The sequence below is a fragment of the Paenarthrobacter sp. CCNWLY172 genome (assembly GCF_037402035.1).
Classification (GTDB): Bacteria; Actinomycetota; Actinomycetes; order Actinomycetales; family Micrococcaceae; genus Arthrobacter.
Genome location: NZ_JBBEGB010000002.1, coordinates 96385 through 123088, shown reverse-complemented (window position 1 = coordinate 123088; position 26704 = coordinate 96385). Strand labels below are relative to the sequence as shown.

The following is a 26704-nucleotide window of genomic DNA, read 5'->3' as shown; positions in this document are numbered from 1 at the left end:
GATTCCCAGCCGCTTTCCTGCTCACGGGCCATCCCTGGACGCCGCAACTGGATAGGATTCAGCTATGGATGCCGAACAGCCAGAGAGCAGCGAACCCCACATCCCGACCAGCGGTCCGGAGCGGGCTGCCTTGGATCGTGAAGCCTTGCTGCAGCCGGACTTCCTTTCAGCCACGGGCATTTCGCAACTGACCATCGTCGAGTCCACAGGGTCCACCAACCAGGACTTGGTGCGGGCTGTCACCGTTGAGCCCAAAAAGTGGGCCGACCTCGCCGTTCTGACAGCCGAGCACCAGACGGCTGCGCGTGGTCGGTTGGACCGGCACTGGGAATCGCCCGAGCGATCGGCTGTCTCCGTGTCAATAGTGCTTCGTCCCGTCACGGCAGAAGGCATGCCGGTACCAACGCAAAGCTATTCCTGGCTGTCCCTGCTAGCTGCCGTTGCCCTGCGGGAGGCATTGCAGGAAACCGCCGGTGTGACAGCAGACATCAAGTGGCCCAATGACGTCTTGGTCAACGGGCGCAAAATCGCTGGGATCCTTGCCCAGATGACAGCCGTGGGCGATGGCTCTGTTCCCGCCGTCATCCTCGGCGTGGGCCTCAACGTCACGCTGGCCGAGGAAGAGCTGCCGGTCACGACAGCGACGTCACTGGCCTTGGAAGGGGCCACGACGACGGACCGCACGGCGCTGCTGAAAAGTTACCTGTCACGCTTCGCCCGGCTTTACCGCAGCTTCTGCAATTCCGAGGGGGACCCGGCCGCAGGATTGGCGGGAGGGCCTTCCCTGCACAAGCGGGTTGAGTCCGCCATGGTGACCTTGGGGCGCGAAGTGCGGGCGCACCTGCCTGGCGATCACGAACTGGTGGGACATGCCTCGCGGTTGGACGAGCACGGCTCGTTGCTGGTGGTGGACCATGGGGGCAGGGAACACGTGGTGACAGCTGGTGACGTGGTGCACTTGCGCGCCACGGAAAGTGGTTATGCGTAAAGAGTTGCTTCCGGGGGAGCAGGTCATCACCATCACACGTCAACAGGCCCGATCCCTCTTCTTCCCGGTGCTGGCATTCCTCATTGCTCCGGCCCTGACGGGATATGCCTGCGCTTGGATTGTCAAAGGCAATGCCCAGCGCCTTGCTCCGTTCATTACAGTGGAATGGACGCCGTGGCTGATGGGTGTCAGTGTGGGACTCGCAGCCTGGCTGTTGATTGGTTACAGCATTCGTCGTGTGATGCGCTGGCATTCCATCCGGTACATCCTGACCAGCAGGCGGATACTTGCCAAATACGGAATGTTTCGACGCCGCGACTGGCAGGTATCTCTCATGGCGGTCCGCAATGTGGGCGTTCATCAGAGCCTGCTCCAACGGACATTGCACTCCGGGAATATATCCTTGGATACCGGGCACTCCGGAACGGCCATCCTGGCGGATGTTCCGGACGTCGCGAAGTTCCGGGGATTCATTCTTGACGCGATGGACGAACTCCCGCAAGGTGAGGTTTTTGAGGGCCAAGTATTGACGGACTATGACCAGTTGCCATGGGAGCTGAGAGAAGGTGGAAGAGATGAGCGTTGAGGATCAGCAGTCCGGCGAGGACTTGGACCAGGAGTTCGACGCCGTCCCCGAACCTTCAGTCGACGAGGACACCGATTCGGGGCCTGCTCCGGTTGCTGTGCAGGCTGGACCACCCACCGGTGTAATGTCCGCCGAGCGCCTGGCCATCAAAGCATTGGAATCAAAGCTGCTGGGCGGCGAACGAAAGCTCCGTCGTCGTGAAGTAGCCGCAGGGGCGGGTGTTTCCATTTTGTCCGCCCGCAAAATTTGGCGTGCCCTGGGATTCCCGAACTTCGGCGACGAAGACGTTGCCTTTACGGAACGGGATCAAGCGGCACTGTCGACCATCCTGGACCTTGTCCGGGCCGGCGTCCTGACCGAGGAAGCGGCCATCTCTGTCACCCGGTCCATCGGGCAGATGACGGACCGCATGGTGGTCTGGCAGATCGAAGCCTTGGTGGAAGACATGGTGTCTGAGCAGGGGATTCCGGATGCCGTGGCCCGTAAGCAACTGGTAGGTCAGTTGCCCGGCCTGGTGGACTCGCTCGAAGAGATCCTGGTCTACTCCTATCGCCGTCAACTCAACGCAGGTGTGCAACGCCTGGCGGTTCGCGCGGAAGCCGGGCTGCAGGCCAGTGAAGAAGGCCGCGAGGGCGACGAAGACGATTCGCCGTTGCCCTTGGCACGGGCCGTGGGTTTCGCCGACCTCGTCTCCTACACCAGCCTTTCGCGTCGGATGAACGAAAAGACGCTCGCCCAGTTGGTGCAGCGCTTTGAGAACAAGTGCGCCGAGATTATTTCCGTGGGTGGCGGCCGGTTGGTCAAGACCGTGGGCGACGAAGTCCTCTACATCGCGGAGACACCCGCGGCCGGGGCCGAGATTTCCCTGGCGTTGGCGCAGGCCTTCACCGAAGACGAAATTCTGCCGCAATGCCGAGTCTCCATGGTCTGGGGCCGCATCCTGTCCAGGCTGGGCGACATCTATGGACCCACCGTCAACCTGGCTGCCCGGCTGACAACCCTTGCCCAGCCTGGAACCGTCCTGGTGGATGCCATGACAGCGGCTGCTCTGGGGCAGGATGACAGGTTCGTCCTGGTCCCGCAGAAGTCTGAGAATGTCCGTGGCTTCGGCGAAATCCATCCCGTGATGCTGGCCCGTGGCCGCGGCAAGGGACTGGTGCTGGACTAGGCCCCTGCTGGCAGTCCGCCTTCCAAAGCGCACGCTCTCTCACGTCCCTCGGGCTTGAGCCGAACGCTCGCTCACTTTCCTGAAGAAAGTGAGCGAGCGTTCGGCTTTAAGGGCTGTTATGTGAGAGAGCGTGGTGGATGCGATTCATGTCACGACTTAGCTAATCGATGGAGTAACCCGGTAGGCTGTGCGTTGATTGTGTCGTGTTTCGCCGTGGGGGTCGGCGCCGGCTGCTTCGTGCTGCCTGAACTGTGGGGGAATGTGGGATGGCTCTGTCTGATGGGTCCGGAAAACGCCGTGCCAATAACAGCCGGCGTAAGGTCATCGCAGCCACTGCCTTCACTGCGGCAGCGGCCGTCCTAATCACAGGTGCCATCCTCTATCCAGGGTTCAAGACCACCGAGGTGGAACTGAACGACGGCGGCGTCTGGGTGGTCAGTAAGACCAAGAATGCGGCCGGTCGCCTGAACTACCCCTCCAAATCGCTGGATGGGGCAGTGACTCCGGCCAGCACCAATTTCGACATCCTTCAGCAGGCCGGCGACATCTTCATCGATGACGCAGATGGCGGGACCATCAACCCTGTCAGCGCCGCCAACATGCGCCTGGGCGGCGACCAAAAACTTCCGGGCTCCGCGGAAGTGAGCTTCGGCAACAAAGTACTGGCTGTCACTGACCCGTCCCAGGGCAAGGTCTGGGCTGTTTCGCCCACCTCCATTGGCGGTTTCAGCGACGAATCGGAACCCTTGTTCGAGCACTCGCCCGGTGTTGTCTCGGTGGTGGGCGTTGACGACACCATCCACACACTGGACCCGAAAACAGGAACACTGACGGCAACAAAGGTGGATCTCGACGGTAAGGCCGTGGATTCCCGGGTCCGGAGCGATGACGCTTTGAAGGCCGACGGCGAAGTCCAGCTGGCAACTGTGGGCGACAAAGCCGTGGTACTCAACGCGGCCACGGGCGACATCGTGCTGCCCGGGGGCAACAAAGTACACCTGGACGACGCCAGGGAAGCCAAATTGCAACAGAGCGGCCCGGAGGCCGATTTTATTGCCATCGCCACACCGAAGGCATTGCTCCTGCAACCCCTGGACGGCGGGACCGCCAAGACGGTCCAAGCGGACGGTCAGGGCATTCCGGCCGCGCCGGTCCATCTGGGATCCTGCACGTACGCAGCGTGGTCCGGTGCCAACAAATACGTCCGGGAATGCACCAACGAGGCAGATAACAAACGGTCCGACGTTCCCAAGGCGAGTGCGTCGCCGTCGTACGTTTTCCGTGTCAACCGCGATCTTGTGGTGCTGAACGACGTCAACTCAGGCAACGTCTGGATGGTCAACCAGAACATGCAGTTGGTCAACAACTGGGACGACGTCATCCCGCCCCAGCAGACCTCGGACGACGCCGACAAGGACTCTGCGGACGAAGTCCAGCAGACAGTCCTTCCGGACCGCAGCAAACCCAACACCGTGCCGGTGGCCAAACCCGATGCCTTCGGGGTCAGGGCCGGAAAGACCACTGTCTTGCCCGTGCTGGACAACGACGCCGATGCCGACGGCGATGTCCTCACGGTCAGCACCAGCGAGCCACTGAAGTCCGGCGCCTTGTCCGCCGTCTACGGTGGCACCGGCTTCCAGATCGCAGTCCCCGCCGGAACCACGGGCTCCGAAACGTTCAAGTACTCGGTGGACGACGGCCGTGGCGGTACAGGCGGCGCGGACGTCGACCTGCGGGTTGTGCCCGCGGCGGAAAACAACGCCCCCCAGCCCAAACCCAACCGGAACAACGCCTTGGTGGTCCAGTCCGGGAAGATCGCCAGCCAGTTTGTCCTCACCGATTGGCTGGACCCCGACGGCGATGACATCTTTGCCGTCGCCGTCTCCAGCAGCGATCCAGCGGACCAGGTCCGGATCAGGCCGGACGGCTTGCTCACCTTCCAGGACGCAGGGGCTGGCCCGGGCCGTAAAACCCTGACCGTCAGTGTCTCGGACGGGTCCCTGACCACCCAAGGGCAGATCAGCGTTGACGTCCGTGCTCCGGGTGCGCTGCCGCCCATCGCGAATGCGGATCACGTGGTTGCGGTGGCGGGCCAGGATACGGTGATCGCGCCGCTCAAGAATGACACCGACCCGCAGGGCGGGACGCTAAGACTTGCGCAGGCACAGCCGGAAGCGCAGTCGACCGCCGTGGTGGGTCCGGACCAGCAGACGTTTACTTTCAACTCGACCTCGGTGGGTCCCCACTATGTGACGTACATGGTGACCAACGGACCGGCGAGTGCCCAGCAACTGGTGCGGGTGGACGTCGTGTCCGGAAACAGCGACGGCGCACCGGTGGCGGTCCGCGATATTGCCCTCCTGCCCAGTGGCGGCAGCACCGTGGTTGACGTGTTGGGCAACGACTCAGACCCCAGTGGGGGCGTCCTGGTGGTCCAGTCGGTCACGGCGGCCGACGGGCTCCCGGTATCGGTCGCGGTCCTTGACCACTCGGTCGTCAAAATCACCGACATCCGGGCCCAGGGACAGTTGTCGTTGAAATACACGATCTCCAACGGCAAGGCCTCGGCCACAGGGGATATTTCTGTCCAGGTTGTGCCGGCGCCCACCAAACTTCAGGCACCGCAGGCCAAGCCGGACGAGGTCTCCGTGCGTGCCGGCGACATAGTGACCATCCCGGTCCTGGAGAACGACACGGACCCCAACGGCGGAGAGCTCACACTGGACCCCGTCCTGGCACAGCAGCCCGACGAGGCCGCGGGCAGAATTTTTGTTGCGGGGAACACCCTGCGCTACATCGCAGGCCAGGAACCCACCACCGTTTATGCCATCTACAAGGTCAGCAATGCCTCGGGCCAAACTGACTCGCAGCAAGTCACCATCCGCATCCGAGCCCGCGATGACGCCACCAACACCAGGCCAGAGCCGCGGAATCTGACAGCCCGCGTGGTTGCGGGGATGACGGTAAGAATCCCTGTTCCCCTGGATGGTATCGATGCCGATGGCGACTCGGTGCAGCTGATGGGCATCGATAAAGCTCCCCAACTGGGGACATCCATCCTGCGGGACGGATATTTGGAGTTCACGGCCGGGGGTACGTCCGCCGGTACTGACACTTTCAGCTACCGCGTGCGGGACCGTATAGGTGCGGAGAACACCGGCACGGTGATCGTGGGCATTGCGCCGGCCGAAGCCGACAACCAGAAGCCCATTGCGGTGGACGACGTCATTGATGTCCGGCCCGGACGACGGGTCGCGGTGAACGCACTGAAAAACGACTCAGACCCCGACGGCGACCCCATCGCTTTGGTGTCGGCGTTCGAGGCCAAACCGGAACTGCAGGTTGAAGCCGCCGCAGGAAAGGTGGTCCTCACGGCGCCGGGTGCGGCCGGCACGGACAGCATCAGCTACCGGATCCAGGACGACAAGAAGGCCGAAGCTGCCGCGGTCATCCGCGTCCAGACCAGCCCGACCGCGCCGCTCCATGCCCCGGTGGCAGTGGACGACCGGATCACGTTGGCCGAGACCCTGGGTAAAACTGCGGTTGACGTTCCGGTGGTGAAGAACGATTCCGATCCCGACGGCGTGGCGGAGGACCTCACCATTTCCCTGCCGGACGGGAACCCGAATGTGCGCGTAGGGACAGCCGGCAACGTAGTGGTGACACTCCTGCCCGAAGATCAGTTGATTCCCTATACCGTCACGGACATCGATGGGCAGTCAGCCACCGCGGTCATGTGGATTCCAGGCCAGGGCCTCCAGTACCCCACGCTTTCCACCACTGAGATCGTGGAGGTCACCGCCGGGGAGGAAGTTACTCTGGCCCTTCAGGATCACGTCAAGGTCAGGGACGGCCGTCAACCCCGAATAACGGTGGCGGACAAGATCCGTGTCCTTGGCGGTGACTCCACCAACGTTATTGCTGGTGATGGTACGGCGTTGAGGTATGCGGCCCAGCCTGAGTATGTGGGGCCCGGGTCCATCACCTTCGAAGTGACTGACGGCAGTGGTCCGGACGATGCCGAGGGCTTGAAGTCCACTCTGACCATCCAGACCAAGGTGCTCCCGAACCCCAACGCCAATCACGCCCCCACCTTCAGCGGAGCTGCGATTGAAGCGCCAAAGGGGGACACTACCGAACTGGACCTGGCCAACCTTGCCGCGGACGTTGATGAGCAGGACCAAGGCAAGCTCACGTTCAGCGTGGACGGTGACCTGCCCGGCGGTTTCGACGCGCGGGTGGAGGGTACGGTCCTGAAAATCACCCCCGGGGGTTCACTTAACCCCGGCGCCCGCGGGACCGTGCCGCTCAAGGTGACCGATGGCCGCTCGGAGCCTGCGAAGGCAGCCGTCACCGTTTCCGTAGTCTCATCGAACCGACCCAAACCGGCAGCGAACGATGATGTCCTCGACAAGGCCAACGCCGGCAAGTCCGAAACCATCAATGTGCTGGGCAACGACTTCAACCCCTTCAGCGAACCCTTGACGGTGCTTTCGGCCGTGGTGGAGACCGGATCCGCATCAGGCGAGCCTGCCATAGGAAGCGACTCCATCACGGTGACGCCCGCCGACGGCTTCAAGGGGGTCCTGGTAGTCAGGTACACCATCAAGGACAAGACCGATGATCCCAGCCGGCAAGCCGTGGGTCGTGTCCGCATCACGGTGCGGGACAAGCCCGATGCTCCTTCGGCCCCGGTTGCTACGGACGTCCGCAGTAAAACTGCCGTCCTCAAGTGGGCGCCGCCGTCGGACAATGGCGCAGCCATCACCAAGTACACGGTGACAGCGGCCGGGTTCCAGCAGGAATGCCCCACGACGACGTGTACGTTGACTGGACTGACCAACAACGTCAAGTATGTCTTCACCGTGGTTGCCACCAATGAGGTAGGCGAATCCCAGCCCTCAGTGCCCTCCAACGAGATCACTCCGGATGAGAAGCCATCGCCCCCGGACGTCCCCACGGTCCAAGCCGGCGATAAGGACCTGGCCATCACCTGGACTCCCGCCAAGACCGAAGGTTCCCCGGTAAAGCACTACAACCTGGAGATCTCTCCGCCGCCCGCCAACGGCATTGCCGTCAAGAACGAGGTCACTGGCCTCAGCTACACCTGGCCAGGCCTGACCAACGGTGTGAAATACAAGGTCCGCGCCCAGGCTGTCAATGACCTAGGCCCGTCGGATTGGGGGCTGTACTCCGCAGAGGACCATCCTGCCGGTATCCCCGCAACACCGGCGCCGCCCAGCACCACAGTGGTGTCCGCCGTTGGTTCGCAGAACCAGCTCCGCGTCGACTGGGCCGAGCCTGGCATCAACGGCGACCCCATCAAGAATTACTACGTCACCATGAGCGGCGGCAGCGGAACCACCCAGACTCAGACCATTCCGGGGAATGTCCGAACAGCCACCTTCAAGGTTTCCACCAACGAGTCGGCGTACACGTTCACAGTTCAGGCTGAGAACAAGGCAGGAAAGAGCCTGGTCAGCGCGGCCTCACCTCCGCGCAGGGCCACGGGAAAGCTGGGCACTGTTCAAAACGTCAGTGCCACGCCGGCCAACACCGGTGCCGCCGGTGGTCAGCTCACCATCAATTTCTCTGCGCTCGGCGACACCCAGCGCAACGGCTCCAAGGCCAACGAAGTCAGCTATACCTACTCCGCAGGCGGACGCTCCGGTGCCATCCAGCCCGGGCAGACCGTAGGCGGCTTCGCCAACGGCCAGGCGACCACTGTGACAGTGACGGCACATTCGACGGTGGCGCCCAGTTCGGATGCCGCTGCCGCGCCATCCGCCACACCATTTGGTGCGCCGGGTACGCCGTCGGCGTCGGGTTCCAACGGGGCCGTGAACCAGAAATCTGTGACCTTCAACTGGTCTTCCCCGTCAACCGCTACGAACGATGTGAAGACCACGAAGATCCGCATCGACAACGGCGGCTGGGAGACCGTGGGCGCCTCGGGCAGCCGGACCATCAACACTGCCGGGTGGGAAGAGTCCCACAGCATCACTGTGCAGACGTTCAACTCGCTCGGCACGGGCGGCGGCCTAGCGTCGGCCAGCGCCAAGTCGGGACGCCAGGGGGAGTGGACCACCACCATGAACCCGGGAGCGGTGGTGCGGTCGTGCAGCTTTACAGCCGGAGGGGCCAACTACGATCCGAACAGGAAAACGTGTGACGGGCAAAGCAACAACACCCCGCCATGGATGGCTTCCGCCGATCAAGGCCCCATTGTGGTGCGTTGTTACATCGACCAAACAGATAACTGGACCGGTATGCACCGCTGGTGGCGGATCGAATCAGGCTCCTACCGCAACGTGGGCCGGTACATCATCGCAGGTCACACCCACCTTCCAGACCCCGCAGGCATCGGAGCGCCCCCGTGCTGAACATGACAAAACCACGGGACGGGGCACTTCTCCCCATCGCGCGCCCAGTGCTTAAGGCCGTAGTCTGTCAAAGCCAATGGATAGCCCGGTCTCGGGTGTCCTCAATTGGCCGTGGGGTGCGTGGGATAGTCTTAGGGACTGAAAATTCCGCCGCCGTATGGGGGTACTGCGGAATGCACGGCTGCCGGCATGTGTCGGTTGGCCCGGAAGTCGCTGGGGGGCGGCTGAACATCAAAGGAATTTTGGGGCTGTGAGAAATTTCTTCGGCAAGCTGGGGCTGACAAGGCGTCAAAACAAGAAGTTCATAGCGGGAACTGCTGCCACCGCGGCGGGCGCGTTGTTGATCACCGGGGCTGTACTTTACCCGGGCTTCAAGACCACGGAGGTGGACTTGAACGACGGCGGCGTATGGGTTGTGAGCAAAACCAAGAACGCTGTGGGGCGGTTGAACTACCCGTCGCGCGTTCTTGATGGGGCCGTAACTCCCGCCACCACCACTTTCGATGTCCTGCAGCATGACGGCAACGTTTTTGTCGACGACGAATCCGGTTCCACCATCAACCAGGTCTCTGCCGCGAACCTGAAGCTCGGCGGCGACAAGCAACTGCCGTCGTCGTCGCAAGTCAGCTATGGTTCCACCGTCCTTTCGGTGACCGATCCCGCCCGTGGCAAGGTGTGGGCGCTGTCTCCCTCCACGGTCAACGGCTTCGATGAAGAAGGTACCGAGCCTGTCCTGACCGGGGACCAAGGCATGGTCTCCGCAGTAGGCGCCGATAACCGCATCTACACAGCGGATCCGGGCAAGGGCGAGATCACCGTTACCACGGTGGACGCCAATGGTGAACGGACAGACTCGCAGGTCACCAAAGTGGATGAGCTCAAGGGGGCCGGCGACCTTCAGATTGCCGTCGTCGGTGATAAGCCCGTAGTCCTCGACGCCGGCTCAGGAAACCTGTTCCTGCCCGGCGGACGCAAGCTCCAGCTGCAGGATGCACGGGAAGCCAAGCTGCAGCAGAGTGGCGAGGACAGCAGCTTTGTTGCCATTGCCACCCGCAAAGCCCTCTTGAAGCAGCCCTTGGACGGATCCACCGCTGCAACACTCAATGCCGACGGAGAAGGCGTCCCCGCAGCACCGGTGCAGGTGAGCAAGTGCGTTCACGCTGCCTGGTCCGGAGCCAACAAGTACGTCCGCGACTGCGAAAACGACGCCGACGACAAGAAGAACGACGTCCCCAAAGCCAGTGCCTCGCCCAGTTACGTTTTCCGCGTCAACCGCGACCTCGTAGTCCTCAATGATGTGAATTCCGGCAGCGTGTGGCTGGTCAACCAGAACATGCAGCTCGTCAACAACTGGGACGATGTTGTCCCGCCCAAGAACCAGTCCGACGACCAGGACCAGGAGTCCGCGGACAACAACACCATCAACGTCCTGCCGGACCGCACCAAGCCCAACCGTGCGCCTGAAACCAAACCGGACGAGTTCGGTGTCCGGCCGGGCCGGACCTCCATCCTCAGCATCCTGGACAATGATTCAGACCCCGACGGCGATGTCCTCACCGCTGCGGTAGGCGCCAACGGGCCAAAATCCGGGGCGCTGGAGAACATCTACGGTGGCTCAGCGTTCCAGATCAAGGTCCCCGCTGACGCCAAGCCGGGAACGGAAACCTTCGACTACAACGCCTCGGACGGACGCGGTTTGTCCGCCGGTGGACAGGTCACGCTGCGCGTCGTGGCTCCGGAGGAAAACAAGCCTCCCTTCTTCAAACGCGGCGAGCCCACCACCATGCTGGTGGAGCAGGGCAAGTCCGTCAGTCAGAACATCCTGACCGACTGGATGGATCCCGACGGCGACGACCTCGTCCTCCTGGACGCCAAGACGGACAACGACCAGGACCAGGTCAAGGTCCGTCGCGACGGCCTGCTCACGTACCAGGACTCTGGTGCAGCACCGGGCAAGAAGAACGTCACCATCACGGTGTGGGACGGCCGGGCCACCACGACGGGCCGGATCGTTGTCAACGTGCAGCCCCCGGGCGCCTTGGCGCCGGTGGTCAACGCCGACCACGTCACGGCCGTGGTTGGCCAGGACCTGGTCATTGCGCCCCTCAAGAACGACGTCGACCCCAATGGCGGTGCCCTCCGGGTAGCGCACGTCGAGGCTGCCGGACCGGCAGAGCTGGGTCCAGTGACCGACGGCGGTACGTTCACCTTCCGGAGCACCACACCGGGCCCGATCTACTTGACGTACATCGCCAGCAACGGGCCTCAAAGCAGCCAAGGCTTGATCCGTGTAGACGTCGAGTCCGGCAAGGACGCTGGAGCGCCCGTTGCGGTTCACGACGTCGCACTGCTCCCTGTGGGCGGCAGTGTGCTGGTGGATCCCTTGGCCAACGACTCCGATCCTTCCGGCGGCGTGCTGGTCCTCCAGTCCGTCACCGTCCCCGACGGCTCGTCAGCTTCGGTCAGCGTGATCGACCACAGCGTCCTGCGCGTTACCGATGTGCTCGGCGCGAAAGAGCCGTTCGTGTTCAGTTACACCATGTCCAATGGCCGCGGCTCGGCCACAGGCACCGTTGGCGTCGTCCCGGTGCCGGCCCCCGCCGTCGTCGAGGCCCCCCAGCCGAAACCCGACGAAGTCAACGTCCGCGTCAACGACGTCGTGACCATTCGGGTCCTGGACAACGACACGCACCCGCAAGGTGAAGAGCTCTCTGTCGATCCTGTCCTGGCACAGAGCGTCCCTGAAGAAGACGGTAAGGCCTTTATCTCCGAGAAGACCCTGCGCTTCATCGCCGGACCCACACCCAAGACCGTGCGTGCCATCTACAACGCGGTGGACCCCCAGGGCCAGAAGAGCGCAGCGGCCGTCACCATCCACATCCTGCCGCTGGAAGGCGCGCAGAACTCCCGTCCGCAGCCGCAGAACCTGACGGCGCGCGTGGTGGCCGGTGGCAGCGTCCGGATCCCGGTGCCGCTGGACGGCATCGACCCTGACGGCGACTCGGTCCAGTTGACCGGCATCGACAGCACGCCCACCATGGGAACCGCGACGGCGGGCAGCAGCTTCATCGATTTCGTCGCCGCCGGCGATGGCGCAGGAACCGACACGTTCCGCTACAAGGTGATTGACCGCCAAGGTGCGGTCAACACCGGAACGGTGACCGTCGGCGTCGCGCCCCGTGGTGAAGACAACCAGAAGCCTGCCCCGGTGGACGACGAAGTGCAGGTCCGTCCTGGGCGCCAGATCGCTGTGGATGCCACCGCCAACGACACCGATCCCGACGGCGACATCATCCGCATCCTGACGGACAGCATCGAAGCCGACGCTGGCCTCGAAGCCCAGGTCAGCAAGACCAGCGGCCGCGTCCTGGTCACCGCTCCGGCCGCCGAGGGCACGGTCAACGTCCGTTACTCCGTGGCTGACGACAGGGACGCCGTGGGCCAGGCCAGCATCAGGGTGAACGTCAAGAACGACATTCCGCTGCAAGCTCCCATCGCCCGCGATGACCGCGTTACATCAGCCCAGACGCTGGGCAAGACCGCCGTGGACGTTCCGGTCCTCAAGAACGACGAGGATCCGGACGGCGTGGGGGAGAACCTCAAGGTCACCACAGGCTTGGAAACGGCTCGTCCGGGTTCTGAAGGCAACGTGGTGGTGGACCTCACCGAGCAGCCGCAGCTGGTGCCTTACACCGTTGAGGATGTAGACGGCCAGAAGTCCACGGCCATCATCTGGGTGCCGGGTATCGGGCAGCAGGTTCCGACGCTCGCCAAGGATGAAGTGGTGGAGATGGTTTCAGGCCAGTCCGTCACCGTGAACCTGGCCGAATGGGTCAAGGTCCGCGAGGGTAAGTCGCCGCGGCTCACCCAGGCGGACCGCATCAAACTCATCGGTGCCGACGGCAGCGACCCCGTAGCGGGCAATGGAACGGCCCTGAAGTACACGGCCGGCGCTGAATACGTTGGTCCCGGCTCCATCAGCTTCGAAGTCACTGATGGAAGCGGACCCGACGACCCCAACGGCTTGAAGTCGACACTGAGCATCCGCACCAAGGTGCTGCCGGATCCGAACAAGAACAACCCGCCGGTGCTGCTGGGCAGCGACGTGGACGTTCCCAAGGGTGACTCGGCCAGCCTGGACCTGGAAAAGCTCGCGTCCGATCCCGATTCCGACGACGTCCAGAACATGAAGTATGAGTTGGCCGGAGCAGCACCGGGTGGATTCAAGGTGAGCATCGATGGCAAGACCCTGAAGGTCTCCGCCGAAGACTCGGTGCAGATCGGCCAGGGCGGCACGGTCCAGGTGAAAGCGAAGGACCCGCGGGGTCTTGAAGCGGTCGCGACGTACAAACTGTCACTGACGGCATCCAACCGACCCAAACCGGTGGCCAACGACGACCTTGAACCGGATGCGAAATCCGGGAATTCCGTGACGGTCAATGCGTTGGCGAACGACTCCAACCCGTTCCCGGATACGCCGCTGAAGATCATCTCGGCGGTCACTGAGACGGGCGAAGGCACAGCAGAGGTCAACGGCGGTAACGTGACCGTCACGCCGTCGTCGGGTTTCACCGGGACCATGGTTGTTGCCTACGTAGTGGGCGACAAGACGGGTGAAACCTCACGTTATGCCACGGCCCGTATCCGACTCACCGTCAAGGACAAGCCGGCCGCGCCCACCACGCCTCTGGCTCAAAGCGTGGGCGACCAGACAGCCTTGCTGACATGGAACGCGCCGGCAGATCGTGGCTCACCGATCACCAAGTACACGGTGTACGGAGAGAACGGCTTTAAGCAGGACTGCCCTGCGAACACGTGCACATTGACCGGGTTGACCAACAACGTGAAGTACCACTTTGCTGTCACCGCCACCAATGCGATCAATGAATCCGAGCGTTCTCCGGTTTCCGCCGAGGTCCGTCCGGATGTCAAGCCTGATACCCCGGTTGCTCCCACACTGAAGTTTGGTGACAAGCAACTTTCGGTTGCCTGGGTTCCCCCGGCCAGCAAGGGCTCGCCCATCAAGTCCTACGACCTTGAGATCTCGCCGGCTCCGGCCGGGCAGAATCCCCAGATCCAGAACCTCACTGGCAACAGCCATGTCTGGTCCGGACTGACTAACGGCGTGGCCTACAAGGTCCGCGTCCTGGCCCGGAACGATGCCAAGGAGCCGTCCGAGTGGAGCCCCTACTCGGCGGCGGAAACTCCTGCTGGTGTGCCGGCGACGCCTGCTGCGCCTTCCGTAGCCGGCGCTGGGTCGGTGGGTGACCAGAGCCAGCTGCAGGTCAGCTGGGCCGCGCCAAACAACAACGGCGACGCCGTGTCCGCCTACACGTTGACCACGTACCGGGGCGGGGCCGTAGTGACCACGCAGTCGGTCGGGGCGACCTCGCAAAACGTCACGGTTGCCAACAGTGAAGCCGACTACACCTTTACTGTCTCGGCAACGAACAAGGCCGGCGTCAGCGGTGTCAGCCAGCAGTCAGCGGCTATCCGCGCGGCAGGAAAGCCAGGCATCGTCGCTGCGCCCACAGCAGCCCTGATGGAGACCAACGCGGCCGGTGGCAAGATCCGCGTGGCCTTCAACCCGCTGTCACAGAAGGAACGCAACGGGGCCAACGCCAACGAGATCAGCTACCGGTATGCCCTGACGTCCGGCGCCGGCAGCGGAGCGATCCCCGCCGGCGGTGGCGTTATCGCGGCACCGAACGGCCAGGACACGGCTGTGGTGGTGTGGGCAGTATCCTCACGAAACCCCACACCTGGCGACAGGAGTGCCGCATCAAACACCGTCAATCCCTACGGTGTGGCGGCTGCCCCTAGCGTTACCGGCAGCAAGAGCAGCGGCGTCGGCGACAAGACAGTGTCCTGGACGTGGAACCAGCCCAACGGCAACGGCAGGCCCGTCACCGGCTACCAGTACAGCCTCGATAACGGCGGGTGGACAGACACAACGCAGAGAAGTTTCTCTACGACCGTGGGCTTCAGCGAAACAAAAACGTTGAGAGTCCGTGCCATCAGTGGTGGCCAGGCCGGCAACATCGGCAGCGACACCTCCCGGAGCGGATCTGCGCCGCCGCCCCCGGACCCGCCGGCATCAGAGATACAGGTGGACGCCAGCAGCGTGCGGACATGCCCCGGTAAGCCCGGTCAGACGGACAGCTACACACCTGGCAGTCCCGCGAAATGTGGTGTGGGCTGGGTAGAACGCTCCTGGGGCAGGATCACCATCAACTGCACCAAGGACATCTACAACAACGGCACGCCGTGGTACCGGCTCCAGGGTTCCCCGAAGGACGGCTGGTTCGTGAAGTCCACGACAGTGGACCTCTACGGGCCGCGCCCCGGCGGCTGCTAGTCCCATGGCAACAACAACGTCAAACCCCTACCGATACATAAGGAACAGGATCAACCGATGACCATGACAAACGAGCAGGCCGCGTGGTTTGCAGAAACGTTCGAGAAGCTCGTGGCCAATGTGGGCAAGGCGGTGCTCGGCAAGGAGCACGTCATCCGGCTGACCTTCACGGCGATGCTGGCCGAGGGACATATCCTGTTTGAAGACGCACCGGGCACGGGTAAGACCTCGTTGGCCCGCGCCCTGGCTGCAACAGTCCAGGGTTCGCACAACCGTATCCAGTTCACGCCTGACCTCCTGCCGTCGGACGTGACGGGTGTGACCATCTATGACCAGAAGACCCAGAAGTTTGAATTCCACAAGGGCCCGGTGTTCAACAACATCGTCCTGGCCGATGAAATCAACCGTGCGTCGCCGAAGACCCAGTCCGCGTTGCTGGAAGTCATGGAAGAATCCCGGGTGACCGTGGATGGAACCACCTATGAGGCAGGCCGCCCGTTCATGGTGCTGGCAACCCAGAACCCGATCGAGCAGGCCGGAACATACCGCTTGCCCGAGGCCCAACTGGACCGCTTCCTGATCAAGACGTCCATCGGCTACCCGGACCATGCCTCCACGGTGCGGTTGCTGGGCGGGGCCAACCTCAAGGACCGGTCCAAGGAGCTCACGGCGCTCATCACCACCCAGGCCGTGGCCGATATGGCAGACCTTGCGGCCACCACCCACGTGGATACGGCTGTGCTGGAGTACATCTCACGCTTGTGCGAGGAAACCCGCAACGCCTCCGAGACCCGCCTTGGTGTTTCCGTGCGTGGTGCACTTGCCATGGTTCGTGCCGCCAAGGTGTGGGCCGCGGGCCAAGGCCGCAACTTCGTCCTCCCGGACGACATTAAGGAACTGGCACCTGTGGTGTGGACCCACCGTCTGGTCATGGATCCTGAGGCGGAATTCTCCGGTGCAACACCGGACGTTGTCCTCACCCGCGTCCTGGCGGATGTCGCCGCCCCGCAGCAACGCGCCACCGCTTAGTCCGCGGCACCGCACGAGCCAGACCGGCTCATCGCACCCCACCTGCTCCCCAGCTCAAACAAAGGCCTCCACATGTCCTCCAGCACACCCCTGACCAGGGCTGCTGACTCGTTCAAACGCGCAACGGCCGCTGTGAGCGGCAAGATTCGCGACGCCCGTTCACCCCGCAACGAACCAGGGAACCGCCCCGGCCGCAACGGGAAACCGGGCAAGCCCAGTTCCTTGCACCCGGCCGCCGTGTGGGCCGAAGCCGCGGGAACAGCCGGCGAGTTCCTCTCACCTGCTTGGCGCAACGTCCGGGCAGTGTGGCTGAAGTTCGTGTGGCCGGTCCTCGCCGTGGTGAGCCTGCTGGGCTGGGTGGTCCTCGCTGCTGCCATCGGGCTCTGGTGGGCAGGGCAGGCCTGGGGCTGGCAGGAAGCGAAGTCCGCGGCGATGGTTGCTTTCCTGCTGTTTGTCCTGGCCATTGCGTTCATTGTGGGCCGCTCGGCGTACGGCGTGGTCCTGGACCTCGCCCGCACGCGGGTAGCTGTGGGCGACGACGCTGTAGGCAGCATTGCCGTGTCCAACGTCTCCACCAGGCCGTTGTTGCCCGCAGCACTGGAGCTTCCGGTGGGCTCCAACACCGCCGTTTTCCACCTGCCGCGCATGAAGCCGGCGCAGGTGCACGAGGACCTCTTCACCATTCCAACGGCCCGGCGCGCTGTGATCGTGGTTGGTCCGGTTCGCTCGGTCCGCGCCGACCCCCTCCACCTTCTCCGCCGCCGCGTGATGTGGACCGAACCTGTGGACCTCTTTGTCCATCCCCGCACGGTGTCCTTGGGCAGCTCGGCCGCGGGCTTCATCCGCGACCTTGAAGGCATGCCCACCACTGAGTTGTCCAGCGCCGACGTCTCTTTCCATGCCCTGCGTGACTATGTTCCGGGGGACGATCGCCGTCACATCCACTGGAAGACCACAGCCCGGACCAACAAGCTCATGGTCCGCCAGTTCGAGGAAACCCGCCGTGCACACCTGGCCATTGCGCTCTCCATCAACACTGACGAATACGACTCCGAACCGGAGTTCGAAATGGCCATCTCAGTAGCGGCATCCATTGGCCGCCAGGCCATCAGCGAACAGCGCGATTTGGACGTCCTGACTCAAAAGGGACCACTCCGCTGTGAAACCGGCCGCAACCTGCTGGACGACGCCACAAGGATTGTCGGGGCGCCGATGCGGAAGAACGCCGTCGACCTCGCCAGGAACCTGTCCGACGCTGTCCCGAACGCCTCCGTGGTGTTCTTCGTCGTGGGCAGTCACGTCACCGCAACCCAGCTCCGTACTTGTGCCGCATCCGTGCCCCCTGGCGTTCGCAGCCTGGCAGTGCGGGTCCAACCCGGCGCGGCGCCGACGAGGGCCAACATCGCTGACCTGACGGTCCTCACTGTCGGCGACCTTGATGATCTGGCCATTGTTCTTCGAAAGGCGGCAGCATGAGCACCGCACCGAATCTCCGTGTGCGTCCCCGTGCCGCGAAAGGATCCAGGTCAACAGGCCGCGCCAACCGCGCGGGCGGAGGGTCGATCTTTGCCGACGGCCGCCCGCTGTGGCACTTCGCCGTGGACTGCGGCGCCTTGGTGGTGTTGCTGTTCCTGGGAGTCCTCGGATTCAGCCTGAGTTTCGGGGGAGACCCCCACTATCTGATCGCCGGCCTGGGCGGTGTGCTCCTTGGACTGGGCATCGCGGTCCTGAACGCCCATCTTCGCCTGGGCCTGCTGATTACTGCCGCCGTGGCCTTCGGTGCCTACATGCTGTTTGGCTCCGCCCTCGCCGTTCCTGATTCAGCGGTCTTCGGCGTCCTTCCCAGCCTCGATTCGTTGCGGACACTGCTGCTGGGCGTGGTGTTTGCCTGGAAGGACATGCTGACGGTCGGCGTTCCCGTGGGCACTGCCAACGGCATGCTCATTGTGCCGTTCCTCAGTTCGCTGCTGACCGCCTTGGCCGCTGGCCTGCTGACCTGGCGGCTGAAGAGCCCGTACTGGCCTTTGCTGCCTGTGTTGGTGTTGTTCGTAACGGGTATCGCCTTCAGCACCAGCGCCGGCTTCCTCAATGTGGAGCGCGGCGTCTCCCTCACCATTGTCTCGATCGTGTGGGCGACGTTCCGCCGCGATGTCCTTCGGCAGCGGAGCACCAAGACTGTCTCGGCCAACAGGCCGGATTCCGACGCCGGTGCAGCGCGCCGCGGCCAGCTCCGCCGGTTGGGGACTGCTGCAGCCGTGATCGCCGTCGCCGTCGGCGTCACCGCCATCGCGTCGCCGATTGTCACCGCCAGCGACGACCGGAAGGTGCTGCGCAACACGATCGTCCCGCCGTTCGATCCCCGCGACTACATCACTCCTTTGGCGAGCTTCCGGAACTTCGTCAAGGACGAGAAGGACAGCACGCTGTTCACGGTTAAGGGCTTGCCGAAGGACGCTCGTGTGCGCCTGGCCGCCCTGGATGCCTTCAACGGCCTGAACTACACCATGGATCCCAACAGCTCCGGGAACTTCAGCAAGGTGGGAGACGCCCGCTCCCTCAATACGCTGGCTGACACCGGGAGCCCGGTCAAGGGCACCAACTACACGCTGGACATCACCATCGAGGACTACCAGGGGTACTTCGTTCCGGGCGGCCGGCACACCACCGGCATGAGTTTCGCGGACACGTCCGGTGCGGCATCGGGTCTATACTTCAACGCCGGCACGGACACCGCAGTCACCACCAAGGGCCTGTCCAAAGGCGAGAACTACACGGTCCAGGTCTCCGACCCCGGCACCTTGGAGCACGGCCAGCTGACGCAGTACGACTTCGCGAAGCTGACGCTGCCGGAGGCCCAGGAGGTGCCGCCGATCATTGCCTCGCAGGCCAATGAACTGTCCGCCGATGCGCCAACGGCCATTGACCGTGTGCGGCAGATCGAAGCGCATTTCCAGAAGAGCGGTGCTTTCAGCAACGGCCTGGTGACGGAAGGACAGCTTCCCAGCCTCCCCGGCCACAGCGCCGCACGTGTACGCAACATGCTCTCCGCCAAGCAGATGCTGGGCGACGACGAACAATACGCCGTCTCCATGTCCCTCATGCTCCGGCACCTCGGCATCCCGTCGCGCGTCGTGATGGGCTTCTACCCGGATCCCAAGAGCCCCGAAAACGGTGCGGGCGACATCAAGATCACGGGCAAGGACGTCCACGCCTGGGTTGAGGTGGCCTTCGACCGCGTCGGTTGGGTTGCGTTCGATCCCACCCCGCCCAAGGACAACGTGCCCATCCCGCCGGACCCGGAGAACAAGTCCAAGCCCAAGCCACAGGTGCTGCAGCCGCCGCCCCCGCCGCAGGAACCCGCGGACCTGCCGCCGGACTCCACACCGGATGCCCTGGACGCTGACGAGAAGAAAAACAACCCCTGGCTCTTCTGGGGTCCGTTGTTGGCAGCCATCGGTGTCGCGCTGATCCCGTTGGGGATACTCGCCTTGCCGCTGCTGCTCATCCTTCTGTTGAAAGCGCGACGCCGGAAGGCACGTTTCCGTGACGGCCATCCTGCCCAGCGGGTCGGCGGTGGGTGGAACGAAGTGATCAGCCTTGCCACCGACATGGGCGCCTCGATCAACACCAAGTCAACGCGGCGTGAATCGGCCACCGTTATCGCGGAGGCGTTCCCGAACGCCGGCGGCACCACCACGATGCTTGCCCACCGCGCAGACGCCGCCGTCTTTGGCGCCGGCCAGCCAAGCGAGGACGAGGTCAAGCACTATTGGGAGATCGTCGATTCGTCCTTGACCGACATCACGGGAAGCGTCGGTTTCTGGAAGCGGCAGCAGGCCCGGTTCTCGCCGCGGTCCTTGCTGTCCGATGGGCGGGCTGCCCTCCGGCGCCGGGATCAGGCGACCACCGATCCCTCGACGCGCCGTCGCTTCACCTTGCCGCTCAAGAAGGACACTACGAATGAATAATGAGGCCGAACTTTGCCCGGCCTGCAGGCATGCGGTCCTTCCAGGGGCCACGTTCTGCACGCAGTGCGGATCGCCGTTGAGCAACCGTGGAGCCCGCAAGGAAGGGAATATCAACCACGCCCAAAAGGCGGCTTTGGAGTTCGCGACCCGGCAGGGCATGCCCGATCCCGGTAGTATCTCGGTAGTGTCGGCGCCGGCGTCGCCGACGCACCCGGCGCCTCCGGGAACCACCACGGCGCCGGACCGTATCACTGGGCCAGGGGGAGGGACCACCATGACCACCAAGCTCCACTTGGTGCCCGCGTCTGCAGGCAGGAGGCTTGGCGCGGCTGTGCTGGACTGGCTTGGCCCCATTGCAGTCCTGGCCACCACTTTCGCCATCGGCATCGCAGGCATCACGCAAACCCGCAAAAACGGCTTCATTGTCTATGACACGGGCCTGTTGGTCCTCCTGGGCAGCATCGGCCTGGGTGTGACGGTGGTCTACATTTTTGTGCTGCTTGCACTCGAAGCCAAGTCCGGCAACACCATCGGCAATCAGCTCATGGGAATCCGCAGCTCCGATGCCGAGGGCTACGCCCCCGGTGCCGGTGCCGTTTTTGTACGGGGCATCATCACCGGCGGCGTACTGCTCCTCGGCGGAATCACCTCGGTGGTTCTTTCTGCCCTTGGCCTGATTACCCTGGTGCTGTGGATCGGGCTTCCACTGATGCTCCTGGGTGTTGTGTGGGCCGTCCTCGTGGTGGTCTCCAATGCCTGGGACAAGGACGGCAAGCTCCGCGGCTGGCAGGACAAGGCCGCGAAGTCTTTGGTGTTCGACGTCAACGCAGGACGCAATCCCGTGGCCACGGGTGGCATCCAGGGCCCCTACAGTTTCGCGCCGATGGATCTCCCGCCCGTGCAACCGGTGGCTTCTCCAGTCCCCTCCGGCGCAACGACTGGTGCCAGGGGATCCGGTGTCGCTCAGGCTGCTGCCGCTTCCTCTGCGGCCACTCCGTCCGGTTTCGGGCAGTCCGCACCTGCGCCGGTGACTCCAATGGTGCCCGCAGCCCAGCAGCCCTCACATGACCCCAACCAGTGGCGTCCGCCGTCGGCGCCACGGCCTGCGACGGCTGCACCACAGCTGGCTCCCGTGACGCCGCAGCCGCAGGTCATTCAGCAACCGTCCGCGCCGGTTACCGGCTTTGCCGGCCACCCCGACGACGATGTAGAGCGCACCCAGATGCGCCCCGGCACAGCGCGGGCACAAGCGGTCCTGCGGATCCGGATTGATGACGGCCAGGACGTCCAACTCGGCGGCTCGGTCCTGCTGGGGAGGAACCCGGCTGCGCAGCCCGGGGAAGCGGTAGAGCAACTTTTGCCGGTTGCCGATCCCGGCCGGTCCATCTCCAAAACCCACCTGCATCTGAGGGTGGATGGCGATGGCGTCTGGGTCACCGACCGAAACTCCACCAACGGCAGTGCCGTCACCACGCCCGACGGTCTCCAGACGCGGCTCCATCCGGGCCAGGCAGTCTTGGTCCGTCCCGGTTCCACCGTTCACTTCGGGGACCGTTCCTTCCACCTAGGACAAGCATGAATTCACAGCCGGCCACCCCTGCCAATGCCGAAGCCGGCGCTCCTGCAGGCGGGTCTTCCTTTGGCCTGAGTTACGGGTACGGGACGGACCGCGGACTGCGCCGTGAACTGAACGAGGATTCGTTCATCGCTGCAGACCCCGTCTTTGCGGTTGCAGACGGCATGGGCGGACATGAGGCCGGTGAAATTGCCAGCGGCATGTGTGTCCGGGCCCTGGGCAGTGCCCCCGAACTTGCAGCTGGCGTGCGGACCGCATCTGCAGCGGACTTGCAGGCCTGCCTGTTGAGGGCTGACGCAGCCATCCGCAACGCCACGGGAGCCCGCGCCGGAACCACGCTGTCCGGCGTGGTGGTGGTGGAACAGATGGGCCTGCCCTATTGGCTGGTGATGAACATCGGAGATTCCAGGACGTACCGCCTCAGCCAAGGGGAGTTCACGCAGGTCAGCGTGGACCACTCCGAGGTGCAGGAACTGGTGGATTCCGGGGACATCACCGCAGAGCAGGCAACGGTTCATCCCCGCCGCCACGTAGTGACCCGTGCCTTGGGCACCGGCGATGAGACCGAGGCCGATTTCTGGTTGCTTCCCATCCAGGAAGGTGACCGGATCATGGTCTGCTCCGACGGTCTCAATGGTGAGCTGGGCGACGACCACATGTTCCGCATCCTCAGCACCGTCGCCCATCCGCAGGATGCCGTGGATGCTCTGATCCAGGCTGCCCTGCGAAGCGGTGGCCGGGACAACGTCACCGTCATCGTGGTGGACGCCAAGAACGTCATGAACGACGCCGGCATCGCCACCACTGCGCCCCGTCCCGAGGTTGATTCCGAGGTTGAAGAGGACACCCTTCCACGGGCCTGGGTTAATGGCGCGGACGAGGTATCCGCGGCTGACCAGGAGGAAGGCGTCGATGGCAAGCAGTAACCTTTCGCTGACCCGCTACCAGCAAGGCGACTGGTTTGGCGTTGTGCGGAACGGGACCGTGGTTCTCCTTGGCCCGGATACACCGCATGCGCTGATCGACGCTGTCTGGGAGTTGCTGGCATCGGCTCCCGAGGCCCACGAGGTCCTTCACGAGGTGACGGATGCCTTTGGTGTTTCGTTGAGCCGGATCCCTCCGTTCGGGATCATTGACGCCAAGGACGCGCTCCGCGTGTTCCTCCGTGGTGATCTCGAATTGCTGGTCCAGGTGGAATCGGGCACCGAACAGCTCACAGGCCGTGACGTCACCACCTGGACAGAACGCAGGCTCGCGGGCGCATCTTCCTACAGCCTTCGGATCGGGAGCGGTTCCGCCTCCGGCATGCCGTTGAACAGCCTGCCCCTGACGGAGGGCGTGGTGCTGTTGTCAGTTCTCGAAGCTGAGCCCGGCCAACCCGGCCGCGATGTGGGGCCGGCGATCCATGCAGCAGCCGTTCCTTTGGAGGAGCCGGCAAACGACGGAAAAAACCAGCACCCTGTCCCGGACAAGGTTTCCGACGAAACCATGATCGGCTACACCGAAGCGGACCTTGGCCTGACCATCGCACCCGGCCACTTGGGGCTGGGGCAGGAATCAAATCCTGGCGATGAACCTGCCAGTGAACCTGCGGCGGATGGGCGTGCCGGAGAACCTGCTTCCCGACAAGCCTCTGCCGACGAAACCTCCCATGGCGAAACCGCCACCGCCGAGCCCGTCGTCGCCGAAACCGCCACCGCCCCGCCCGCCGCCGGCCCGCCTTCGGAGGATGGAGCTGCTTCACCGGCACGTGCTTTGGCAGGGGAGACCGCTCAAGAACCAGTCGCGACGGACGGCCTCGAAGAGGCCGGTGAACCCGTCCACACCAGCACCACTGATCCTTTGGTCCCCACGCTGGAAAACACCACCAACTACGATCACCTGTGGGATAAGACGGTGATGCGCACCATCGAAGATGCCGCCGTACGGGTGGATGACGACTCCGATGACCACGATGCCCCGGTGTCCAAGACGCCGGGTGCTCCGGTGGCCCCTGCGCCCATGCCTGCAGCACCTGCTGCAGAACCGCAGGATCCGCTTTCGTCAGTTCCGGCGCAAGTGACCCCAGCACCGGCAGAGCAGCCTTCGGCAGAGCAACCTTCGGCAGGGCAACCTGCGGCTGTGCAACTCCCTTCCGGCCAGGGAACGGGTCTGATTGATTCCGTACCTTGGCTGCGGACCGGCCCTGCCGCGTCGGATGCAGGCAGTGCCGCCCCCGCGTCTTCAAGCCTGCCCGCTGCTCCGGCCATCGGGTCCGCGCCGTCGCCAGGCCCGGCCCAGTCACAGCCCACTGCGGGCCCTGCCCCGCAGCTTCCGGGCGGCTGGCCACCTGCACCGCCCGCAGGCGTCGTCGACGAAGATGCGGACCATGACGGCCAGACCATCATGAAAAGCAGCCTGGCTGCAGGGAATGACGACGCGGCCAAACCGGCACCGGCTGCCCTGGACGCTGCGGTTGCCAATGGGCCAAGCGTGTTGGCACGGGTGTGTTCGCAGGGGCACGCGAATCCACCTACGTATCCGCAGTGTTCTGTCTGTGGCACGGCACTGTCCGGGGATGCCGAGCAGGTCCAGCGGCCGCGACTTGGCCGCATGCGCCTTTCCACGGGCGAGTTGATCGATCTTGACCAGTCGCTGATCATTGGACGGCAACCTTCCGTTTCCCGTGTCCAAGGTGGCACCATGCCCAAGTTGGTGCAGGTGGAGAGTCCCGGAGGGGACATTTCCCGCTCCCACGTCGAGGTCAGGCTGGAGGGCTGGCACGTCATGTTGTGCGACCTGAAGGCAACCAACGGAACAGTGTTGATCAGGGAAGGCCAGGCCCCCCGCCGCCTTGCCCAAAACGAAATGGCCATTCTGCTGGACGGCGATATCGCCGAGCTGGGTGACGACATTTCATTGCGTTTCGAGGAGATTCTTTGAGTTCCAAGAGGCCCCCCGCGCCGCCTCCACCCATTCCGGGATTCCAGTATGTGAGCCTGCTGGGCTCCGGCGGATTCTCGGATGTTTACCTGTATGAGCAAGACCGGCCGCGCCGTAAAGTGGCCGTCAAAGTGCTGCTGTCAGACCTGAAGACCGAGGGCGCACGCCGACGCTTCGAGTCCGAAGCGAACCTGATGGCGCAATTGTCGTCGCACCCGTACATCGTGACGATCTTCGAAGCCGAGATTACGGAGAGCGGCCACTCCTACCTCGCCATGGAGTACTGCTCCCGGCCAAGCCTTGATGTGCGGTACCGCCGTCAGCGCTTCAGCGTGGACGAGGTCCTGGCCGTCGGCATCCAGGTGGCGTCCGCCGTCGAGACCGCGCACCGGGCCGGCATCGTCCACCGGGACATCAAACCGGCCAACATCCTGGTCACCGACTACAACCGTCCCGCACTGACGGACTTTGGTATCTCCGGCACCATTGGCGCCGACACCGAGGACGACGCCGGCATGTCCATTCCGTGGTCGCCGCCCGAGCAGTTCCGGGGTGGCGCGGTGGACGGGGTTCCCGTTGACATCTGGGCGTTGGGAGCCACGCTCTACACCCTCCTGGCAGGCCGTTCGCCCTTCGTCTTGCCCGGGCAGGACAATTCCCAGCGCGAGCTGATTTCGCGCATCACCAACTCGCCCCTTCCCAGGCTTGGGCGGGCGGACGTTCCGGAGTCCCTGGAACTCGTCCTGGCCACCGCCATGGCAAAGTCTCCAGGGTCCCGCTACTCGTCTGCGCATGCTTTTGCCCTGGCGCTCCAGCGGATCCAGACAGAGTTGAACCTGTCCCAGACACCGTTTGAAGTGCTTGAAGAACCCGGGCACGGCGACGACCAGCATCCGGACGACAACTTCGAGGAAACCCGGGTCCGGAGCATTGCTGCGATTGATCCCGACGCTTCCGGGACAGCCACCACGGGATCGGCGCCCACCTTCCCCGCCCGGACCTTCCCGTCCACGGTTCCTGGCGCCACGCAAGCTCCTGCACACGTTTCCCCGCCACAAACGCATCCAGGCGCCGCCCAGCAAACCCCACCGCAATTTCATGCGCCGGTCCGGGATCAAAGCGCGGTGGAGGCACCCGAGGTCGCGGAATCCACGGTCCTGCGAGGCTGGCAGGCTTCGCCGGCTGCGGTGGATGTTGATGCAACGGTCAGCCGCTCCGCTGCGTCCGCAGGGGCATCGGCAACGGAAGATAACGTCCAGGCAGCCGACCACACCAAGCGCAACCTGTGGCTCGCCGCCACCGGGGCGGCAGTGCTGGTGGTCGCCGTCGTGGTGGGCATGGTCCTGGGTTCGTCGGCGCAACCCAAAGTTGCCCCGACGGAAACAGCCAGCAAGGCCCCGGCCGATGCCTTGGACAGTGGCAGCGTCCCGGACGTCGAGGCACTGGCCGCGGCGCGGGATACCAAGGATCCGAACATCATCGTTTTTTCCTGGAAGAACCCGCAGCCTAAAGAGGGCGATACCTACAAGTGGCGCACCAAATCGGCCAAGGCTGACGGCCCCTATGAGACAACGCAGACGGAGAAGGCCTTCGTTTCAGGCTTTGGCGAACCGCCCATTTGCGTGCAGGTCATCATTGTCCGGTCGGACGGCAGCGCGTCGCCTGAGGGGCCGGGCTCCATCGCTTGCCTGGACGGGTAGCCGGCATATGACACTTACTTACCGCC

Annotated in this window: 12 protein-coding genes; all 12 read left to right on the top strand. The window is 64.0% G+C overall.

The window, feature by feature from the left end; translation table 11 throughout:
• The first annotated feature begins 64 nt into the window (after positions 1-64).
• The 12 genes from WBN73_RS03390 to WBN73_RS03335 all read left to right on the top strand — a co-directional run bounded on the left by WBN73_RS03390 (position 65) and on the right by WBN73_RS03335 (position 26678).
• A complete protein-coding gene (locus WBN73_RS03390) occupies positions 65-988 on the top strand; it encodes a biotin--[acetyl-CoA-carboxylase] ligase (protein ID WP_207596895.1) in 924 nt (307 codons plus the stop codon).
• On the top strand, positions 981-1574 hold the full coding sequence (locus WBN73_RS03385; RefSeq protein WP_207596896.1) for a PH domain-containing protein: 594 nt from the start codon (positions 981-983) through the stop codon (positions 1572-1574). Before WBN73_RS03390 ends, WBN73_RS03385 begins: the two co-directional genes overlap by 8 nt.
• Positions 1564-2742 (top strand): adenylate/guanylate cyclase domain-containing protein, encoded by a 1179-nt coding sequence (locus tag WBN73_RS03380; RefSeq protein ID WP_207596897.1) that lies wholly within the window; start codon positions 1564-1566, stop codon positions 2740-2742. The genes WBN73_RS03385 and WBN73_RS03380 overlap by 11 nt, the downstream gene beginning before the upstream one ends.
• A 266-nt stretch (positions 2743-3008) precedes the next feature.
• Entirely contained in the window at positions 3009-9125 is a 6117-nt protein-coding gene (locus tag WBN73_RS03375) for an Ig-like domain-containing protein (RefSeq protein WP_337339595.1), read from the top strand.
• 250 nt (positions 9126-9375) lie between these two features.
• A complete protein-coding gene (locus tag WBN73_RS03370) occupies positions 9376-15483 on the top strand; it encodes an Ig-like domain-containing protein (protein ID WP_443193243.1) in 6108 nt (2035 codons plus the stop codon).
• A 57-nt stretch (positions 15484-15540) separates the two neighbouring features.
• Positions 15541-16512: an AAA family ATPase gene (locus WBN73_RS03365; protein WP_089594270.1), complete on the top strand. Its 972-nt coding sequence runs from the start codon at positions 15541-15543 to the stop codon at positions 16510-16512.
• 72 nt (positions 16513-16584) lie between these two features.
• Positions 16585-17988 (top strand): DUF58 domain-containing protein, encoded by a 1404-nt coding sequence (locus tag WBN73_RS03360; RefSeq protein ID WP_207596901.1) that lies wholly within the window; start codon positions 16585-16587, stop codon positions 17986-17988.
• Positions 17985-20480, top strand: a complete 2496-nt coding sequence (locus WBN73_RS03355; RefSeq protein ID WP_337339597.1) for a transglutaminase family protein — start codon at positions 17985-17987, stop codon at positions 20478-20480. Before WBN73_RS03360 ends, WBN73_RS03355 begins: the two co-directional genes overlap by 4 nt.
• Complete coding sequence (locus WBN73_RS03350) at positions 20473-22059, top strand: RDD family protein (RefSeq protein ID WP_337339598.1); 1587 nt, start codon at positions 20473-20475, stop codon at positions 22057-22059. Before WBN73_RS03355 ends, WBN73_RS03350 begins: the two co-directional genes overlap by 8 nt.
• Positions 22056-22982 carry a PP2C family protein-serine/threonine phosphatase gene (locus WBN73_RS03345; RefSeq protein ID WP_207596904.1) on the top strand — a complete coding sequence of 309 codons (927 nt, stop codon included), beginning with the start codon at positions 22056-22058 and terminating at the stop codon, positions 22980-22982. Before WBN73_RS03350 ends, WBN73_RS03345 begins: the two co-directional genes overlap by 4 nt.
• Entirely contained in the window at positions 22969-24978 is a 2010-nt protein-coding gene (locus WBN73_RS03340) for an FHA domain-containing protein (protein ID WP_337339599.1), read from the top strand. Before WBN73_RS03345 ends, WBN73_RS03340 begins: the two co-directional genes overlap by 14 nt.
• Positions 24975-26678 carry a serine/threonine protein kinase gene (locus WBN73_RS03335; RefSeq protein ID WP_337339600.1) on the top strand — a complete coding sequence of 568 codons (1704 nt, stop codon included), beginning with the start codon at positions 24975-24977 and terminating at the stop codon, positions 26676-26678. The genes WBN73_RS03340 and WBN73_RS03335 overlap by 4 nt, the downstream gene beginning before the upstream one ends.
• Positions 26679-26704 lie beyond the last annotated feature (26 nt).

What these genes read in the sequence shown, in the direction of transcription:
- WBN73_RS03390 (WP_207596895.1), top strand. Translation starts at nt 65, where the DNA reads ATGGATGCCGAACAGCCAGAGAGCAGCGAACCCCACATCCCGACCAGC.
- WBN73_RS03365 (WP_089594270.1), top strand. Translation starts at nt 15,541, where the DNA reads ATGACCATGACAAACGAGCAGGCCGCGTGGTTTGCAGAAACGTTCGAG.
- WBN73_RS03380 (WP_207596897.1), top strand. Translation starts at nt 1,564, where the DNA reads ATGAGCGTTGAGGATCAGCAGTCCGGCGAGGACTTGGACCAGGAGTTC.
- WBN73_RS03385 (WP_207596896.1), top strand. Translation starts at nt 981, where the DNA reads ATGCGTAAAGAGTTGCTTCCGGGGGAGCAGGTCATCACCATCACACGT.
- WBN73_RS03355 (WP_337339597.1), top strand. Translation starts at nt 17,985, where the DNA reads ATGAGCACCGCACCGAATCTCCGTGTGCGTCCCCGTGCCGCGAAAGGA.
- WBN73_RS03375 (WP_337339595.1), top strand. Translation starts at nt 3,009, where the DNA reads ATGGCTCTGTCTGATGGGTCCGGAAAACGCCGTGCCAATAACAGCCGG.
- WBN73_RS03345 (WP_207596904.1), top strand. Translation starts at nt 22,056, where the DNA reads ATGAATTCACAGCCGGCCACCCCTGCCAATGCCGAAGCCGGCGCTCCT.
- WBN73_RS03360 (WP_207596901.1), top strand. Translation starts at nt 16,585, where the DNA reads ATGTCCTCCAGCACACCCCTGACCAGGGCTGCTGACTCGTTCAAACGC.
- WBN73_RS03350 (WP_337339598.1), top strand. Translation starts at nt 20,473, where the DNA reads ATGAATAATGAGGCCGAACTTTGCCCGGCCTGCAGGCATGCGGTCCTT.
- WBN73_RS03340 (WP_337339599.1), top strand. Translation starts at nt 22,969, where the DNA reads ATGGCAAGCAGTAACCTTTCGCTGACCCGCTACCAGCAAGGCGACTGG.